Source organism: Actinomycetota bacterium (assembly GCA_041658625.1).
In the GTDB taxonomy this organism is placed as follows: domain Bacteria; phylum Actinomycetota; class JAHEXW01; order JAHEXW01; family JAHEXW01; genus JBAZZW01.
This window is the reverse complement of sequence record JBAZZW010000001.1, coordinates 666,170-683,565: the sequence shown is the minus strand read 5'-3', so window position 1 is coordinate 683,565 and position 17,396 is coordinate 666,170. Positions and strand designations below refer to the sequence as shown.

16 protein-coding genes and 1 riboswitch are annotated in these 17,396 nt (G+C 56.6%); of the genes, 11 read left to right on the top strand and 5 right to left on the bottom strand.

All coding sequences use genetic code 11. From position 1 onward, the window contains the following. Positions 1-5: 5 nt before the first annotated feature. From WC891_03510 to WC891_03490, 5 genes are all read right to left on the bottom strand, one after another. Positions 6-1,250, bottom strand: a complete 1,245-nt coding sequence (locus WC891_03510) for a CBS domain-containing protein (GenBank protein ID MFA5867016.1) — start codon at positions 1,248-1,250, stop codon at positions 6-8. A 59-nt stretch (positions 1,251-1,309) separates the two neighbouring features. Further along, positions 1,310-1,485, bottom strand: a riboswitch (M-box (ykoK) riboswitch). A 31-nt stretch (positions 1,486-1,516) separates the two neighbouring features. Beyond that, the gene (locus tag WC891_03505; protein MFA5867015.1) at positions 1,517-2,308 is read right to left on the bottom strand and encodes an undecaprenyl-diphosphate phosphatase; all 792 of its coding nucleotides are present in this window, start codon (positions 2,306-2,308) and stop codon (positions 1,517-1,519) included. 5 nt (positions 2,309-2,313) lie between these two features. Continuing rightward, positions 2,314-3,420 (bottom strand): DNA polymerase III subunit beta, encoded by a 1,107-nt coding sequence (dnaN, locus tag WC891_03500; GenBank protein ID MFA5867014.1) that lies wholly within the window; start codon positions 3,418-3,420, stop codon positions 2,314-2,316. A 199-nt stretch (positions 3,421-3,619) separates the two neighbouring features. After that, positions 3,620-5,035, bottom strand: a complete 1,416-nt coding sequence (gene dnaA / locus WC891_03495) for a chromosomal replication initiator protein DnaA (GenBank protein MFA5867013.1) — start codon at positions 5,033-5,035, stop codon at positions 3,620-3,622. Positions 5,036-5,039: 4 nt separating this feature from the next. Further along, positions 5,040-5,831 (bottom strand): ATP-binding protein, encoded by a 792-nt coding sequence (locus WC891_03490; GenBank protein MFA5867012.1) that lies wholly within the window; start codon positions 5,829-5,831, stop codon positions 5,040-5,042. A 361-nt stretch (positions 5,832-6,192) separates the two neighbouring features. Between WC891_03490 and rpmH the strand changes: the two genes are divergently transcribed. From rpmH to WC891_03435, 11 genes are all read left to right on the top strand, one after another. Further along, complete coding sequence (gene rpmH, locus WC891_03485) at positions 6,193-6,327, top strand: 50S ribosomal protein L34 (GenBank protein ID MFA5867011.1); 135 nt, start codon at positions 6,193-6,195, stop codon at positions 6,325-6,327. A gap of 15 nt (positions 6,328-6,342) precedes the next feature. Continuing rightward, on the top strand, positions 6,343-6,696 hold the full coding sequence (gene rnpA, locus WC891_03480; GenBank protein MFA5867010.1) for a ribonuclease P protein component: 354 nt from the start codon (positions 6,343-6,345) through the stop codon (positions 6,694-6,696). Then, positions 6,693-6,917 (top strand): membrane protein insertion efficiency factor YidD, encoded by a 225-nt coding sequence (yidD, locus tag WC891_03475; GenBank protein ID MFA5867009.1) that lies wholly within the window; start codon positions 6,693-6,695, stop codon positions 6,915-6,917. Before rnpA ends, yidD begins: the two co-directional genes overlap by 4 nt. After that, on the top strand, positions 6,918-7,676 hold the full coding sequence (locus tag WC891_03470; GenBank protein MFA5867008.1) for a YidC/Oxa1 family membrane protein insertase: 759 nt from the start codon (positions 6,918-6,920) through the stop codon (positions 7,674-7,676). It begins immediately after the preceding gene. Continuing rightward, a complete protein-coding gene (gene jag / locus WC891_03465) occupies positions 7,660-8,124 on the top strand; it encodes an RNA-binding cell elongation regulator Jag/EloR (GenBank protein MFA5867007.1) in 465 nt (154 codons plus the stop codon). Before WC891_03470 ends, jag begins: the two co-directional genes overlap by 17 nt. A gap of 124 nt (positions 8,125-8,248) precedes the next feature. Next, positions 8,249-9,637 carry a tRNA uridine-5-carboxymethylaminomethyl(34) synthesis GTPase MnmE gene (mnmE, locus tag WC891_03460; GenBank protein ID MFA5867006.1) on the top strand — a complete coding sequence of 463 codons (1,389 nt, stop codon included), beginning with the start codon at positions 8,249-8,251 and terminating at the stop codon, positions 9,635-9,637. A gap of 999 nt (positions 9,638-10,636) precedes the next feature. Continuing rightward, positions 10,637-12,532, top strand: coding sequence for a tRNA uridine-5-carboxymethylaminomethyl(34) synthesis enzyme MnmG (gene mnmG / locus WC891_03455; protein MFA5867005.1), 1,896 nt, complete (start codon positions 10,637-10,639; stop codon positions 12,530-12,532). Next, positions 12,513-13,241 (top strand): 16S rRNA (guanine(527)-N(7))-methyltransferase RsmG, encoded by a 729-nt coding sequence (gene rsmG / locus WC891_03450; protein MFA5867004.1) that lies wholly within the window; start codon positions 12,513-12,515, stop codon positions 13,239-13,241. Before mnmG ends, rsmG begins: the two co-directional genes overlap by 20 nt. 215 nt (positions 13,242-13,456) lie before the next feature. Then, positions 13,457-14,206 (top strand): AAA family ATPase, encoded by a 750-nt coding sequence (locus tag WC891_03445; GenBank protein MFA5867003.1) that lies wholly within the window; start codon positions 13,457-13,459, stop codon positions 14,204-14,206. After that, positions 14,199-15,164 carry a ParB/RepB/Spo0J family partition protein gene (locus WC891_03440; GenBank protein MFA5867002.1) on the top strand — a complete coding sequence of 322 codons (966 nt, stop codon included), beginning with the start codon at positions 14,199-14,201 and terminating at the stop codon, positions 15,162-15,164. The genes WC891_03445 and WC891_03440 overlap by 8 nt, the downstream gene beginning before the upstream one ends. Further along, on the top strand, positions 15,139-17,391 hold the full coding sequence (locus WC891_03435) for a hypothetical protein (GenBank protein MFA5867001.1): 2,253 nt from the start codon (positions 15,139-15,141) through the stop codon (positions 17,389-17,391). Before WC891_03440 ends, WC891_03435 begins: the two co-directional genes overlap by 26 nt. Positions 17,392-17,396: the final 5 nt, after the last annotated feature.

Here is a 17,396-nt window from a genome sequence, read left to right as displayed (position 1 = left end):
GTCCATCAGATGTGCGAGAACCTTTTCTTCCAGGCGGTCGGGATGACCACGTCGATGGCGTCGTCCACGGTCACAATCCCCTCCAGGCGGCCTTCGTCGTCGACGACCGGCACGGCCAGCAGGTTATACTTGGCGATTACCTTGGCCGCTTCCTTCTGGTCGTCTTTAACATTTACGGCCACAGGGTTGGCCTCCATTAGGTCCTTGATTTTCATGTCCGGCTTGCTGACAATCATTTTCCTTAAGCTGAGCACGCCCTTTAGCTTTTCGTCTTTGTCCACGACGTACGCGTAATAAATCGTCTCCGCGTCCGGCTCCATTTTCCGCATGTGCTCGATGGCCTGCTGTATTGTGAGCTTCTCCGGAAGGGCGATGAATTCCGTCGTCATGATGCCGCCGGCCGAGTCTTCGGCGTGGCTTAATAGTTCACGCAGCTCGTCCGCCTCTTCTTTTTTTATGATGCTCAAAAGCTCGGCCGCTTTTTCGTCCGGGAGGTCGGCCAGCAGGTCGGCGGCGTCGTCCGGCTCCATTTCCTTGAGGATTTCGGCGGCCTTCCGCGGCGCCATATCGGTCAAAGCCCCGGCCTGGTGCTCCGGCGTCATTTCCTCGACCGTGTCGGCGGCGACCTCTTTGGCCAGCGACTCCAAGAGGGCGACCCGATCGTCCGGCGACAGCTCGTTGACGATATCGGCGATGTCCGCGGGGTGAAGCAGGGACAATTTATCGTGGGCGACCTTTAGCTTCACGGCGTCCACGCCGCTCCCGATCAGGTCGACGTTGGCCCAGTCGATATAGTTGTGTCCGGGGGCGATGCGGGACGGCACCATGTCGCTGATTCGCCCGACGCCCAGACGCCGCAGAATCGCCCGGCCGCTAACGTCAACGGCTATGACTCTTACTTTGCGGTCCACGCGCGCCAGCTGGATGTCTTGCACGCGGATTACCTTGCGTCCTTCCGTGTCGACGATTTGTTTGTCCAGAACATCTCTGATGAGGCGTATTTCGTCTTTCTTAATCGCCCGGGACTTTATGTCGGAGAGCTTGCCGGCCAGCAGAACGCGTGATTCCTCGAAGCCTCGCAGCGCTTCCCACGGTATGACAACCTCCCCGCGCTTGGACGTCTTTAGAACGATGCCCGTTACGGGCGGGTATTTGTCTTTGAGGGAGACGACCAGGTCGACCAGGCTGCCGGAGTGCGTGCCCAGCGGGTCGATGGCGGTATTTTTTTGCAGTTTGCTGGCGTAAAACATAAAAGCCTCCCCTTTGGGGGAAGGCCCGCGTGTATCTACCGTATCTTTATCTGTCTGATGCGCTTCCCCTCTCGTAGAGCTTTGGCACAGCACACCGTAGTCCTTCGTTGTTGCCTGGACAGCCATCTTAGATAAAACCTTAAGCCGGTAATATCTGGTGTACCCGTTGGCGTCTTTGGACGTTTCTGGGCAATGGCTTATTCTTGTGCTGGAGCCTCACCTAACGAGGTATTTATTTGTCTTATGCCAGTATAGGCGTGGCGTCTTTAGCGTGTCAACAGAAACAGGCCACCGGCCGCCCAGCAATATACGGCGAAAACGGTCAGCCGGTGGCCCGCCAAATATTTCAACATAAAGCGGATCGCCAAGTAGCCCGCGGTTGCTGCCACCAGGGCGCCTGGCAGACTGGCCAGGAGCTGCGCCGCGGCCCCGCCGGCCTCAATAACGTCTTTGGTCTTATAAATAGCCGTCCCGGCAATTATGGGAACAGAAAGCAGGAACGCGAACCTGGTGGCGTCCTCTCTCTTCAGGCCGGCAAACATTCCGGCCGAGATGGTCGCTCCGGAGCGCGAAATGCCCGGCAGGATCGCCAGCGCCTGAAAAGCGCCTATTAGTAAAGCGGCGGCCGGCGACGTCTCTTCCATCTTTTTCTTTTGTCTGCCCAAGAGGTCCGCCGCCGTCATGATAAATCCCGTAACGATAAGAAGGGTGGCCGCCGCGGCCGGATTGTCAAAATAGCTTTCAAGGCCGCTCTTAAAAATAAATCCCAGTCCGGCGGCCGGGATGGTTGCCAGCAGTAAGAGCCAAAGCGTGTTTATGCGGCCGTCTTTGTCGCGGAGTGTTCGAGATTGTTTGGTAATCATGGGGGCGAGATCGCGGCGGAAATATAAAATCGCGGCCAAAAGTGTCCCCGCGTGTAGCACAACGTCGAAAAAAACCGAAGGTTGGGCCCAGCCCAACACGTGCGGCGCAATGACCAGGTGGGCGGAGCTGCTGACGGGGAGAAACTCGGTCAGCCCTTGTATTAATCCGAGGATTGCGCTTTGCCAGAAGTTCACAACGATTAGGTCAGGCGCACCGGCATAATAAGGTACTGAAAGGTCTTGTCCTCGACTGGCTTAATCATGGCTGGCTTTAGGGGGTCTGTTATTTCCAGGGCAAAGGCGTCTTCTTCTACGCTGGATATGCCGTCCAGCAGATAGTCCGGGTTGAAGGCGATTTTTACCTCTTCTCCCGAATATTCCGCCTCGAATCTTTCTATCGCTTCGCCGACGTCTTGGGTGCTGGCGGAAACCACTATCGTGTTATTGGTGGCCGTCATCTTAATGGGCGCGTTGTTTTGGGCCAGGATGGCGACTCGCTTTATGCTCCCTAGCGCTTTATTCTTATCCATCTTGATTATTTTCTCATATCCTTCGGGAATGATCTGTTTGTGGTTGGGAAACTCCCCGTCTATCAGCCGTGAAATCATCTCCACGCTGCCGGCTTTAAAAATAACCTGATTTTCCGTCAGGCTCACCGACACGCGCTTGCTTTCCGCCGCTGACAGAATCCTGTTTAACTCCCGTAGGCTGCGAGCCGGCACAATGATGTTTATCGTGTCTGTTGGTCCGTCGCTTATCTTTGTTTCGTAGACCGCCAGGCGATAGCTGTCTGTTGCCACCATTTTCAGCATGTCTTTGGTTATCTCAACAAGAACGCCGGTCAGAACCGGTTTGCTCTCGTCTCTTGACGCTGCTTTTACAACCTCTCTGGTTGCCCTGGTAAATTCTGCTCCCGCTATCTCACAGGATGGTTTTTCTCCGGCTTCAGGAATCTTCGGAAAATCTTCTTCCTGTTGAATGCTTAAAGAAAATTTACTGTCTCCGGCCATGATTTCCATCGGCCCCGTCTCTCCGGTTGACACAAATTCTACTTTTTCATTCTCCAGGCTATTTAAGATGTCCATTACCAGCCTGGCCGGGATAACCATGTTGCCTTGTTCCTTCGCTTCAACCTCGACTTCTGTTCTTATGCTGATTTCAAGATCCGTCGCGCTTAACACAAGACTGTTGTTTTCCGTTTTAAAAAGAATGCCGCTTAGAATCGGGAGCATACTTTTTCCCGAGATAGCGCGTTGGCATGTTTGCATGGCTTCTAAAAGTTTCTCCCGGTCACAGTGAAGTTTCATAAAATCTCTCCTTGTTTTATCACAGAGAAAGTACTTTTCTGCTAACTATATAAATAATTAGTAGTAATAGTAGGTCCTGTTGAAATGTTAACAACCCCAACAACCACTAAGTCTACAATGAAAAGCGCCTATGTAAAAGATGTTGACAATTTGTCTTTTTTCTCCACAAAAAAACAAAGAAGAAATAAAACGGCCTTTATTAAGAATCCTTCTGTTGAATTCTGTTATTTAATTCCTGTACCTGCGCTTTTGTTTCAGGGCTTTTCTTAACGGCCGCGCCGACCTTATTAATAGAGTGCATAACCGTTGTGTGGTCACGCCCGCCGAAATCCTCGCCAATCTTTGGCAGCGAATGGTCGGTTAGCTCTCTGGTTAAATACATGGCCACCTGACGAGGATAAACAATCTGACGTAAGCGGCTGCAGCCAGTAATGTCGGCCGCGGACACCCCAAAGTACTTCGAGGTTTCGTTTATAATCATCCTGATGGAAATCTTGCGAGGTCTGGCCTCGGGGAGAATATCCTTAAGGATATCTTTGGCCAGCGCCACGTCCACCTCGCTGTTGGTTAGATCCGCGAAGGCGGCAACGCGGGTCAGTGTTCCCTCAAGCTCCCTTACGTTAAGTTGTCTTTTCCCCGCGATAAAGCGAAGCACCTCGTCGCTCACGTCGACGCCCGACATAACGGCCTTTTTGTGTAAAATAGCGATCCTCGTTTCAAGGTTCGGCGGCTGGATGTCGACGATAAGGCCCCACTCAAACCGGCTGCGTAGCCGCTCCTCCAGGGTGGGCATTTCTTTTGGCGGGCGGTCGCTAGAGACAACGATCTGTTTGTGCGCCTCATAAAGGGTATTAAAAGTGTGGAAGAACTCCTCTTGGGTTCCTTCTTTTCCTATGATGAATTGAATGTCATCGATTAAGAGCAGGTCGACGTCGCGATATTTCTTACGGAAGGGCAGCGGCGTTTTGTTCATGATCGACTGGATAAGCTCGTTGGTAAAAGTCTCGCCGGTAACATAGCGCACGCTCATGTCCGGGAAGAGCGAGCTGCCGTAAACGCCGATGGCGTGAAGGAGGTGCGTCTTACCAAGCCCGGAGCCGCCGTATACGAAGAGGGGATTATAGGCCACGGCCGGCTTCTCGGCCACGGCGATAGAGGCGGCGTGAGCAAACCGGTTGGAGTCCCCGACCACGAAGGTGTCAAAAACATAGCGCGGGTTGAACTGGCCGGAGGGGCCGACTCGGGGCGCGGCGCGCCGCTCGGCCACCGCCACGGGCTGTCCGCCTGAGCCGTCATCCGCCCGAGCGGCTGCCGACTGCCCGACCTGCGAGGATTGGCCTCCGGCGGCGGGTTGGTCGCGGCGGACCGTAACCCTAACATCAAGATCCGCCCCATCCGCCCCCATTGTCTCTTGAAGAACGTTCTTGATCAAGCCGAGGTGGCGAGCCTCGATCCACTCCTTAGTGAACTTATTGGGGGTGGAGATAACAAAACTGCCTTCGTGGATGGCCACGGGCACGGTGTTTTTGAACCAGGTATTAAAAGCCACGGCGGGAAGCCGCGACTTGATACGGTCAAGAGATTTTTCCCAAACAGCGTCGAGCTCGGTCGCCAAAACCCTATCCCTCCATGTGTTCTAAATAATCTACGCCAAGGGCGCTTAACGCGCGCTTGCCGTGGGCGGTCATTTCTATCAGGCCCAGCCCCTCCAGGAAAACCAGGTCCCGGTGAGCGCTGCTCAAAGATATCCCCAGCTCGTTCGCGATTCTTGACGGGCCCAGCGCGCCGAGCTCGGTGACCAGGAAAAGCACGCGCTTCTGGCGGTCGGTAAGCGCCGCCTCCGGAACCTCTTTCTCCTCGACAATGGGCTTCGGCGCCCGCTCGGGCTCGGCCGGCATGGGCCCCAACGACAGGGTGACGACGGCGCCGCGGCTTAAATTGTCCTCAACCGTAATTTTACCGCCGGCGACCTCAATCATTTCCCTGGCAACGGGCAAGCCGGAGCCCACCCCGCGGATGACGCCCTTCATCTCTCGCGTCGCCGTGCTGAAGCCGGGAGAGAAAGCGGCCTCTTTGTCTCGGATGCCTGGCCCCTGGTCGGAAACCTTTATGGTGTTGCCGTCGTTGAGAATCGTCACAACGGCCTCCTCGAAGTAAGCATGAACCAGGTTCTCAACGACTTCGCGGATGACCGTAAACGGGATCCGCCCCCCTTTGGCCTGAGAGAGCTCGTAGGTCTTGTTGGCCATGAGGTCGACAAATTCACGGCAGTCGCGGCCCGTTAACTCGACCACGCGAGGCAAAGAGGAAAGGTTGTCATAAACAGCGACACGGACCATCGGGCCGGCGTTTTCTTCTTTGTTTTCTGGCGGACCGGCATCTTTCATCCGGCCCGTGAGCGGATTTCGCAAACGCCCTCCCGGAACACAGATATTCCACAGCCTGTTAATAAAGTTAGTCGGAGAACGTCGTCCGGCAAGTCGTCGATAGCTCCGAAAATCCGCTTGGTGGCATCTTCCCGCCTGGCAAATCGTCCTCTTGTCCACAGGACTTTCCACAGCGGTGGAAAACTCTCGGCGCTTCTTCCGGGTAGTCCACCTAAACCTGCTGGTGGCTTGAAAAACCGGCCTCTGCCCTTCCGCCGGCCCGTTCAGCCGCCGGCGAAAGCAGAACAGGTGTTCGCGCCGGGAAGGCCCTTAAATGAACGGGCGGAAAATCATTATATATCGCCAAATTGACACCCACAACCCCGCCCCGTATAATACCTATGCTATGAAAAGAACATATCAACCGAAAACAAAGCCGCGCGCCAGAACGCACGGCTTTCGGAAAAGAATGAGCACAGCCGGCGGCCGTGACGTGATCAGGGGCCGTCGCAGGAAGCAGCGCGAGAGACTTTCAGTATAGCCCTCGCGGGTTATTATGCTGCCCAGGACAGCACGCCTTCGTTCTTCATCCGACTTTAAACGGGTCTATGGCCGAGGCTTATCTGTTGCCGGGCGGCATTTGGTCATTTATGTTTTGCCGGAACAGGGCAGCGGCCGCTTGGGCCTGTCGGTCAGCCGCAAGGTAGGCGCGGCCGTGGTCAGAAACAGGACTCGGCGAAGGCTGAGTGAGGCGTTCGCTGCCAGGGCCGGCCGAAAGATAGCCGGCGCCGATGTCGTAATCATCGCGAGGGCGCCGGCGGCAAAAGCAAATTACCAAATATTGGTAAGTGAACTAGCGGCGCTCCTGGACGAGGCCGCCGAACTTATAATCAAGGAGACCGGATCATGAGAACGGTTCTCTTGGCGCTAATCAAGACGTATCAGCTGACTTTGGGAAAGATGCTGCGCCCGTCCTGCAGGTTTACGCCGTCTTGCTCAAATTATGCGGCGGAGGCCATTAGGAAGTACGGGGCCTGGCGCGGAGGCTGGCTGGCGGCTAAGAGGATCACCCGCTGCAATCCTTGGGGACAGAGCGGTTACGATCCGGTCAAGCAAAGGCGGACAAGCTAGATGACACAAATACTGCAGCCCATTGTCGATGTGCTCCACCTCGTTCTCGACTTCTTCTATGGTTACGTCAATAGCTGGGGCTGGTCGATAATCCTGCTGACGTTAACGGTGCGCATCGTATTAATCCCCTTGACCTTTAAGCAGACGCGGGCCATGAAGGACGTCCAAAGGGTTCAGCCGCTGCTCAAGGAGCTGCAGGAGAAGCATAAGGGCGACCGGGAGAAACTCGCGCAGGCCCAAATGGCCCTGTACAAGGAACACAAAGTGAGCCCGTTCGGGGGATGTCTGCCGATTCTTTTGCAGATGCCCATCTTTTTCGCTCTCTTTACGCTTCTCCGGCAGCCGCTGTTTAAGGGCCAGGGCTTCGGCCCGATAGTTGACCTGAGCAAGGCGGCCAGCAATTTTGGCAGCGATGTAGCCCAGGCCTGGCCCTACTACGTGCTGGTCATCCTGATCGTCGGGACGCAATTCTTGTCTCAGAAACAAACCATGACCGATCCCTCGCAGGCCAAAATGATGGCCTTTATGCCGGTCATCATCGGCGTCATCTCCTTTAGCCTGCCTGCCGGAGTCCTGATTTACTGGACGGTGTTCAACGCCGCCATGATTCTGCAGCAGTGGATAGACAACAAGTATCTGGACACTCGCCCAAGGCCGGTGGGCCAAACGGCGGGCGCGACTTCGGACAAGGGGATCTCGCCGCCGAAGAACAAGCCCAAACCTAAACAGAAGAAGGCTGGCCGTGGCAAGAAAAACTGATACGCTTCAGGAGCTTTTGAACAAAACGCTAGAGCTGATGGACATATCGGCCGACGTGACTGTGAGCGAGGACGAGGACGCCCTGCGGGCAGACATCGAGGGGGAAGATCTTAGTGTTTTGATAGGGGGGCGAGGAAAGACGCTAAACGCCCTGCAGTGCCTGCTCAACGTAGCCGTTAATCACAACACGGAGGAGTGGCACAGGGTCGTTATAGACGCCGCCGGATATCGTGAGAAACGGCTTGCCGGCCTCGAGAAGTGCGCGCTTAAGACCGCCGAGCAGGCCCTAGATGAAGACAGAGAGATATCCCTGGAGCCGATGAATTCGTACGAGCGGCGGATCGTGCACTGCGCGCTGGCAGAACGCGAGGACATTAAAACAACAAGCTGCGGCGAGGAGCCGTACCGGTTTATCATCATTTCCCCAAGCGACAAAAACACCGCTTAAAACTGTTTCACGTGAAACGCCCTTTTTAGCTGCTCGGGCCCCCATTACGTGAAATTAAACCAAAGGCGCGAAATACCACAATCAGACATTTCACGAACCAACCCCATTAGACTATAATCAAGGCATGAAGGTAAGCGATACTATTGCCGCCATAGCGACAGCGCAGGGCGAAGCCGGCATCGGCATTGTCCGCTTGAGTGGCCCGAAGGCCATCGCCATCGCGGATAGCGTCTGGTTGTCTACGGACGGAAAGCGCCTGCGGGACAGGGTTGGCTACAAGATGTCATACGGCAGGATCATTGATCGCGCCGGCGAAGAAATTGATGAGGCCCTCGCCTCGGTGATGAAGGCGCCCAAGAGCTATACGCGCGAAGACGTGGTCGAGATTAATTGTCACGGCGGGCCGGCGCCGCTTAGACGCGCGCTAGAAGCGGTCCTTGAGGCCGGCGCCCGTCTGGCAGAACCGGGAGAGTTTACCAAGAGAGCCTTTATAAACGGCCGCATCGATTTGGCTCAGGCCGAGGCGGTCATAGACACGATCCGAGCCCGGACGGATAAGGCGGCGAGATTGGCCGTACGCCAGCTCGAGGGCGGCCTCTCAGAAACAGTCACGTCCATAAGCCGGGCGCTCCTCGACACGAGGGCCTGTCTGGAAGCGGCGGTTGATTTTTCAGACGAAGACATCGAGCCGCCGTTGCGCGGAAAGCTCCGGAAAGACGCTGAAAAGTGCGCGGAAAGAATCGCCAAGCTGATCGCTACTGCGCACGACGGAGAGATATTGAGAAACGGCGTCCGTTTAGTGATTGTCGGCCGGCCGAACGTCGGCAAGTCTTCGCTTCTAAACGCGCTTCTAAAAAGAGACCGGGCAATCGTCACGTCTGTTCCCGGAACTACCCGGGATATTATTGAGGAAACCGTAAGCATAAACGGCGTGCCGTTTGTTGTGGCGGACACCGCCGGCATTCGCGACGAGACGGATGAGGTCGAAGCCATCGGGGTCGCGCTGTCTCACAAATCATTGGCCGCCGCCGATCTTATTCTGGTAGTGGTCGACGCTTCGCAGGGCGCGCTTCCGGAGGACCACACTATATTAAAGGGAACTTCGGGGAAGCCTACTATCGTAGCGGTAAACAAAAACGACCTTGCTTCCGCCAAGCATGTCGAAGCGACCGCAAAGTCTGTGTCCGCCCCCGGCCGGATTGTCGTCCGCGTATCAGCCGCGACGGGCGAGGGCGTCGAAAGACTGGAGGCCGCGTTTGGCGAAGCCGTCTTTTCGGGCCGAGTGTTGTCAACCGACGACATTCTTGTTTCCAACGCCAGGCATGCCGACGCGCTGCGCCGAGCCCTCACGTCTGTTCGTCGCGCCGTCTCTGAGATACGCGAAGGATTGTCGGAAGAATTCGCGTCCGCGGAAATACGAGACGCCTTGGCGGCCCTCGGCGAAATAACGGGAACCTCCGTCGACGACGAAGTCCTAAACCGGATCTTCGCCGAATTCTGCATCGGAAAATAGCTCACGTCTGTTAGCCGCCGCGGGTCCTGCCGTCGGCCACCACGAACAGTCATCCTGGGATTCGATGTATTTTGTCGAATCGCAGGAACTGACACGCCGCTTACTTTACCGGCTAATTCACGTGCGTGGTGGAGCAAGAACCTTCACTCCAGCTAAAATCGTGCCTAGTAGATCAAGGACAGGAAGAGATGACTGCTTCTCGCGTGCTATGGGAATCCGGTTATAAGCTTCGCTCACAGAGCGCGAAAATCAGCTCACGTCTGTTAGGAGGGAACCGACCCCTAAAGCTCAAGGGGGCGCGCAACAACTCCGCCCGCGGCTTAGACCCAAACGCACCTTTCCACGAACAGAAGCGAGGATTATTTTCCGATCCACCAAACACGATTCCTCCTGGATTTGAAAGCCTCGTCTCAGTTCCCTCGTCGGCGCTAACGCGCCTCCTTAGGATGACTCTTTTAAGGCATGGTTTTTCGGAGCTGATATAAGAACAGTCATCCTGGGGCGCCCCGCAAATCCGCCGCAGCCTGCCTGCCGGCAGGCAGGGAACTGACACGCCGCTTACTTTACCGGCTAATTCACGTGCGTGGTGGAGCGGGAACACGACCTGAAACAGTCATCAAAAGAAGTCGGGCAAAACCCTAATCGTGTTTGGTAGATCGGAGTCGTGCTTAGTGGGCAAGAAAAAACAGCCGCTAGCCCCCCGTGGTAGAGCCTGTTAATTCTTGTCGTTTTTCATTCCAAGTATTGGCAATAATAGTTGCTGGTTTTAGCAGTAATAATATGACAGCGATTCCTGTGGTCATTACTTATGCTTCCAGCTAGCATTGTGGCCAACTCCTGCCATCAGCCAAAAACAACGGTCCGCCGACCTAACTTATACGGCACGGGCAACCCCATAAAGATACGCTTGCGCGTCCTTGTTTTTGCCTGCGAAACGCCCGTTTGGTATAGTTTTAGTCGTCCCTCGATAAAGGCGTTTCACGTGAAACGCCCTGGAGCATGATGAAAAACGGAAGCCCGAACAACTATGATGTGGTCGTTATTGGCGCAGGCCACGCCGGATGTGAAGCAGCCTTAGCGGCAGCTAAAACGGGTGCGCGAACAGCCTTGATCACCCTGTCGTTGGGCCACATCGCCCTCATGCCCTGTAACCCCTCTATCGGCGGCATCGGCAAGGGGCAACTTGTCCGGGAGATAGACGCCCTTGGCGGCGCCATGGGCTTGTTGATCGACCAGACGTCACTGCAGATCAAGAAGCTGAATGGCAGCAAAGGACCGGCTGTTCAGGCGCTTCGCGCCCAGGCTGATAAGGCACTCTACGCAGCCGGCATGAGGCGCCTTTTGGAGGCCGCCGCCGGGTTAACGTTGATCGAGGGCGAAGCGGCCGAGCTGATTGTCGGGACCAACCGCGTTCATAGCCTGGTGCTATCAAACGGAGACCGCCTGATCGCCAAGGCGGTTGTGGTTACGGCCGGGACGTTTCTTCACGGCCGGCTTATCATGGGAGACCAAACGGAACCCGGCGGACGAACGGGCGAGGCGCCGGCCGAGAAGCTGGGCGACTCGCTACGCCGGGCAGGACTTGACCTGGGGCGGTTTCAAACCGCTACGCCGCCCCGCGTGTTCCGCAAATCGGTCGATTTCGCGGCGATGAAAATCGAGCCGGGAAGCGCCGAGCCGCTCCACTTTTCGTTTCTTTCGCCGGCTGTCCAGCCTTTGCAGATTCCTTGCCACTTAACCCATACGACGCCCGGAACACACGAGTTTATCAGGCAAAACATCGAGTTTTCGCCGATAAAATCGGGGGCCGTTACCGAGCACGGACCCCGGAACTGCCCGTCCATAGACAGAAAGGTACTGAACTTTCCCGACAAGGCGACCCATCCGGTCTTCGTCGAACCCGAGGGTTTGGATTCCGAGGAGATGTATCTACAGGGTCTGACGACGGCCATGCCCGCCGAGATCCAGACGGGCATCGTCAGGACGGTCCCGGGGCTTGAGCGGGCTGTTATCGCCCGACCCGGCTACGCGGTCGCCTACGACTATGTTTTACCCGATCAACTGACGTCTGCTCTGGAGGTCAAGGCGGTTCGCGGTTTGTTTACAGCCGGGCAGGTCAACGGCACGACCGGTTACGAGGAAGCAGCCGCCCAAGGTCTGTTGGCCGGACTCAACGCAGCCCGGTGTGCCCGGGCTGAGGAACCCCTGATTATCGGTCGGGACGAGGCCTATATTGGCGTACTGATCGACGACTTGGTGACCAAAGGCGTAGCCGAACCGTATCGCGTCTATACCTCGCGAGCCGAGTTTCGTCTGATGCTGCGCAGCGACAACGCCGACCTCCGCTTGACCCCCTTGGGCGAGAAAGCCGGCCTGGTCACGCCCGAACGGCGGGCCAGGTTCAGGCGTCGGGAAGCCGAGATCAAAGAGCTGGAAGAGGCCTTGCTAAAGGTCCGCGTCTCTCCTTCTCCGGGGCTCAACGGGATGTTGGAACAGCGCGGCGGAGGTCCGATCAAGCAAGCAGTGGCCGCCGAGACGCTTCTGAAGCGGCCCGGCGTCACGCTGGCCGATTTAGTGCCGTTTTGTCCTTTCATCAGCGAATATGAGGACGACGTAAGGGTCACGTCAGAGGTCGGCATCAAGTATTCGGGCTATGTCAAAAGGGAGCTCGACCGGGTCTCCAAGCATCGTCGATTGGAGGGCAAGAGGCTGCCGGACGACCTTGACTACCATCAATTAAGTGGGTTATCCTTTGAAGCAAGAGAGAGGCTGAATCGCGTAAGCCCGCGTTCGCTCGGCCAGGCCGCCCGGGTTTCAGGCGTGTCTCCCGCGGACATATCCCTGCTCATGGTGCATCTTGAGCGCATCAATACAGATGATGACACTAGACCTTGAAAAACTGAAAAAAGGGGCAAGCGTTTTTGGGCTTTTACTCAGCCAAAAACAACTGGAATTATTTGACATATTTGCTGCCGCGCTTCTGGAGGGCAACAAGAGAGCCAATTTAGTCGGGGCCCCAGACGCCGAAACGTTGCTGTCGCACCATCTTCTGGACAGCCTAAGTTGTCTGATTGCGATACCGGAGAATTGTCTTCGAACGATAGATGTCGGCTCGGGAGCGGGATTGCCTGGTTTGCCGCTGGCCATCGCCCGTCCCGATATGTCTGTAACCTTGCTCGATTCGTCGGTTAAGCGTTCGGCTTTCGTCCGGGAGGTCATTGCCCGGCTCGGCTTGAGGAACGCGGAGGTTGTTTGCGCCAGGGCGGAAGACGCCGGACGCGATCAATCCCTGCGCGAGGGATACGACTGTGTTGTCGCGCGAGCGGTCGCGCCATTGCCGACGTTGGTTGAATACGCCCTGCCTTTTCTAAGGTCAGGCGGGACGTTTGTCGCTCAACGCGGGCCAAAAGCGGCGGAGGAATCAGATTCGGCCGGCTTCGCGATAACCGAGCTGAACGGCCTGCTCAAAGCGGTGACCAAGGTAGATGTGCCGCTCGTGTCGGCTGAGCGTTATTTAGTGGAAATAGAAAAAACCGGGCCGACGCCCGCCAGATATCCTCGGCGGTGCGGCGTACCCCTGAAACGTCCTTTGACGGGGAGCTAGGAATGGCTTTATTCAGAAGAAACAAGAAAAACGAAGAACACATAACGCACGTGGGTGTTCATGACGCGACCAAACCGGCCGCGCCGGTCGACGGCGGGCGTTTGGGGCGTTTGCATGGCAGATCACCGGGGGGAAACGGCGAAGCGGACGCGCCAAATGCGGCGAACGGAGCCTCGCCCGGTACCCCGGGAAGGCCCGTTGAAACGACACGCGTTATTGTAGTCGCCAACCAAAAAGGCGGCGTCGGCAAGACGACAACATCCATCAATCTGGCGGCCTACCTGGCCTTAAGCGGTTATAAAACATTGTTGATAGATCTCGATCCCCAAGGCAACGCAACCAGCGGGCTGGGGATCGATCCGAATGCGCTGGAGACCTGCGTATACGAAGTGCTCATGAAAAGGGCGGAAATCGACGCGATCATCCGGCCGGCGGGTATCGAGCACCTGTATTTGGCCCCGTCGTGTTTCCGACTGGTCGGCGCCCAAGTTGAACTAGTCAACGTCATGAGCCGAGAGACTCGTATGCGCGAGATAGTTTCCTCTCTGAAAGGCAAATTCAGCTATGTCATCATAGATTGCCCGCCTAGTCTAGGTCTTTTGACGGTCAACGCGTTGACGGCGGCGGAAGAGCTGGTCATTCCGGTGCAATGCGAATACTTCGCGCTGGAGGGCTTAACGCAGTTGCTTGAGAGCATAAACGAGGTCAAGAAATACCTGAATCCGGACCTCAAGTTGGCCGGATTGCTGTTGACGATGTTTGACGCCAGAACAAAGATCGCCCAAGAGGTGGTGGCGGAAGTGCGAACCCACTTCCCCGGGCAGGTCTATATGACGGTTATCCCGAGAAGCGTGCGGTTAAGCGAGGCCCCCAGTTTCGGGCAGCCGATCGCGAACTACGACGCGCTGTCGCGAGGAGCCGTTGCCTATAAGGAGTTAGCGGAGGAAGTGATGAGACATGGCTAAGAGAGGACTAGGCCGGGGACTATCGGCGCTGATTCCGACAGGAGGAGCCGAGCCCGGACAACAAGAAACGCCGGAAGAGGAACCACAGGTAGAGGTCACTGAAGACGCGGCGGCCAAGACTGCCGAGCAGCCAAAGGAGGCCGCCATCGTCAAGATGGAGCAACCCGCCTCGCTCAATCTGAAAGATGTCGCGATCGACCAGATCGTCCCGAACCCCCACCAGCCGCGTAAACAAATGGACGACCAGGCTTTGGAAGAACTGGTCGCTTCGATCAAGGAGTTGGGCATCGTCCAACCGATCATGGTCAGACCTTCAGGAGAGGTCTACGAGCTGGTGGTCGGCGAGCGGCGCTGGCGGGCCTGCCAAAAAGCGGGTCTAAAAACAATCCCGGCCATCATCAGGACTTCCACCAATACCGAATCTCTGGAGATGGCGTTGGTTGAAAACATTCAAAGAGAGAACCTGAACGCGATCGAGGAAGCGCTAGCCTACCGTCAACTAATCGACGATTTTGACATCAGCCAGAACGACATCGCCAAACGCGTCGGCAAAGACAGGGCAACCGTAGCCAACACCCTGAGATTGCTGCAGCTGCCGCCCGAGATACAGCGCCTGGTTGTCAGCGGAGACATTACTTCAGGCCACGCCAGAAGCCTCCTGGCCTTGCAGGGAGATTCCTTCCAGGGCAAACTGGCGCGCCGGATTGTCAGGGAAGACCTGTCGGTCCGCCAGATCGAGGATATCATCAGGCGCTGGCGCAAGGGTATCGCCAGCGAGCCCCAGCGGCGCAAACCGTTGCAGCCAAAAGGTCTGACAGCCCTGGCGGAAAAGCTTTCCGAATTCCTGCAGGCCCCGATAAAAGTCCACTTGGGACGGAAAAAAGGCAAGATCGACATCGAGTTTTCGACTATCGACGATCTCGAGCGGATCTATGAAGCCATTACCAAGAAAAGTTAAACGGTTTGGCGCCCGGCTGGCGGCCGCGGCGACGCTGTTTGCCATAGCCGCCTCGTCACTTACTCCGGCGCCCGCCTTGGCCGCGCCAAAGGCCGGTAAAGTCGTCATCTTCGTCGTTGACCAGGTTAATCTGAAAGAGATGGAAGCGGCTGGCATGCCCCACCTGGAAGATCTCATCAAGAACGGCGGCGTTGGTTTGGCCAGCGTTCGCAGCCAGGTGCCCGGCGATCCTTTAGCCCAATATCTTTCAATCGGCGCCGGCAACAAGGCGATCGGCTTAAAGACCAGCGCGACCTCTACAAGCACCATGGTCGTCCTGGAAGGATTCGGCGCCAGGGAGTCTGTCGAAGGCCGGAACGCCGCGGACATTTTTAATGAACGCACCGGGCGGACATTCTCCTATCCCCAAGCCGCCAACCTTTCTATCGGCGCTCTTATTGAGGCGAACATAACCGAACAGACCGACGCGGTTCCCGGAGCGTTGGGAGACGCCCTTAAAGCCGCGGGGCTGAAAACCGCCGTGGTCGGCAACGCGGACGACTCGGAAGCCTACAACCGGAGCGCCATAGACATCCTTATGAACGGCCAAGGCACGGTCGATTACGGCGTGCTCGATCGCGATGTAACGATGAGGGACGCCGGCGCCCCGTCCGGACGGCGCACAGACCCGGACAAACTTTTTGCCGCTTTTGCCGCCGCCTCCGGCAAAGTGGACGTAGTAGCGGTTGAATGGGGCGATACGACCAGGATCCGGGAAGAAAGCGATTTCATCACTGGCGGCCGTGAAGGCACGCTGATAAAAAAATCTTTGGTTCGCGCCGACGAGTTCCTGGGCCGCATCCTGGACTCCGTAGACTTGAAATACGACCTGGTTATTGTAGTAACGCCCACGCCGTCAGCGTTGGACGTTAAGGCCAACAGGATCGTTACCCCCGTCGTCATGGCCGGTCCGGGCATCGTCGGCCGCGGTCTTTTGACTTCAGCCAGCACCAGGCGGGACGCCGCTATTATAAACATTGATATAGCGCCGACGATTCTCAATCACTTCGGCGTCAAGCAACCGTCCGCGTTTACGGGACGGCCTGTTTTCACTGCCGGAACCGGCGACGAAGCGCTGGCGAAGGCCGTGGACATCAGCGAACGCTGGGTGACCATAAGAAACCTGATGAATCCGGTGCTGAGAGGCATCGCCTACTGGGACATCATGGTTTTGATTCTCTTTATGGCGCTCCTGCTGCCCAAACGGTTTAGATCCAAGGCGGCCAAAATCCGGTGGCTCCTATTGTCGGTACCGGTAATTCCGCTGGTCGTTCTCCTGCTTCCGCTGCTCAGCTACAGCTCGACAACCCTGGTACTCCTGGAAATTGTCGCCGGCACAGCCGCTATCGCCGCGCTGGTTTACTGGCGAGCCAGAACGCCGGTCGAAGCTATGGGGATAGTAGGCCTGAGCGTTGCCGCGACGCTGTTGATCGACCTGGCCGTGGGCGGAAGCTTAGCCCAGGATTCTTTGCTAAGTTATTCGGTGGTCGTCGGCGCCCGCTTCTATGGCCTCGGCAACGAATATGTCGGGGTCCTTATCGGCGGTCTCACCTTGGGCCTTTTCTATATCATGAGCTGGCAAGACGGGGAGGCCGGGACGGTCAAAAAAATCGTCGCGGTAAGCCTCATGCTTATCGCCACGGCAATGGTCGGCGCGCCGCAACTGGGCGCGGAATTCGGCGGTTTCCTGGCTGCCATACTCGGATTCGGCTTGATGTCGTTGGGGTACGTCAGAGGCGGCTATAAGATTCGTGATTTGGCGATCCTGGCCGTCGGCGGAGCCGCTGCCGTGGCCGCTTTTGTCCTGTACGACCTTGGACAGGGCGCGGCCGCCGGATCTCACATCGGGCGCCTGGCCAGCCAGATCCAAGCTGAGGGTTCCGCGCCGCTGGTCACGATTATCGACCGTAAAGTGGCCATGAACATCAAGCTTGTTCAATACGCCTTCTGGAACTGGGTTAACATTGCCTCGGCGACGGCGTTGGGTTTAGCTTTTTATGGCCTGCGTAATCTGCTAAAATTGGTAGTCTGTAGATACCCGTATTTTAAACCGACAATGGTCGGCGGGTTAAGCGCCTGTGTCGCGGCGCTGTTGTTCAATGATTCCGGCGTGGTCGCCATGGCGATGATTTTTTTGTACCTGGTGCCGGCGATGCTATACTTGATGACCTATGAAGTCGAAGTCTGACAGGA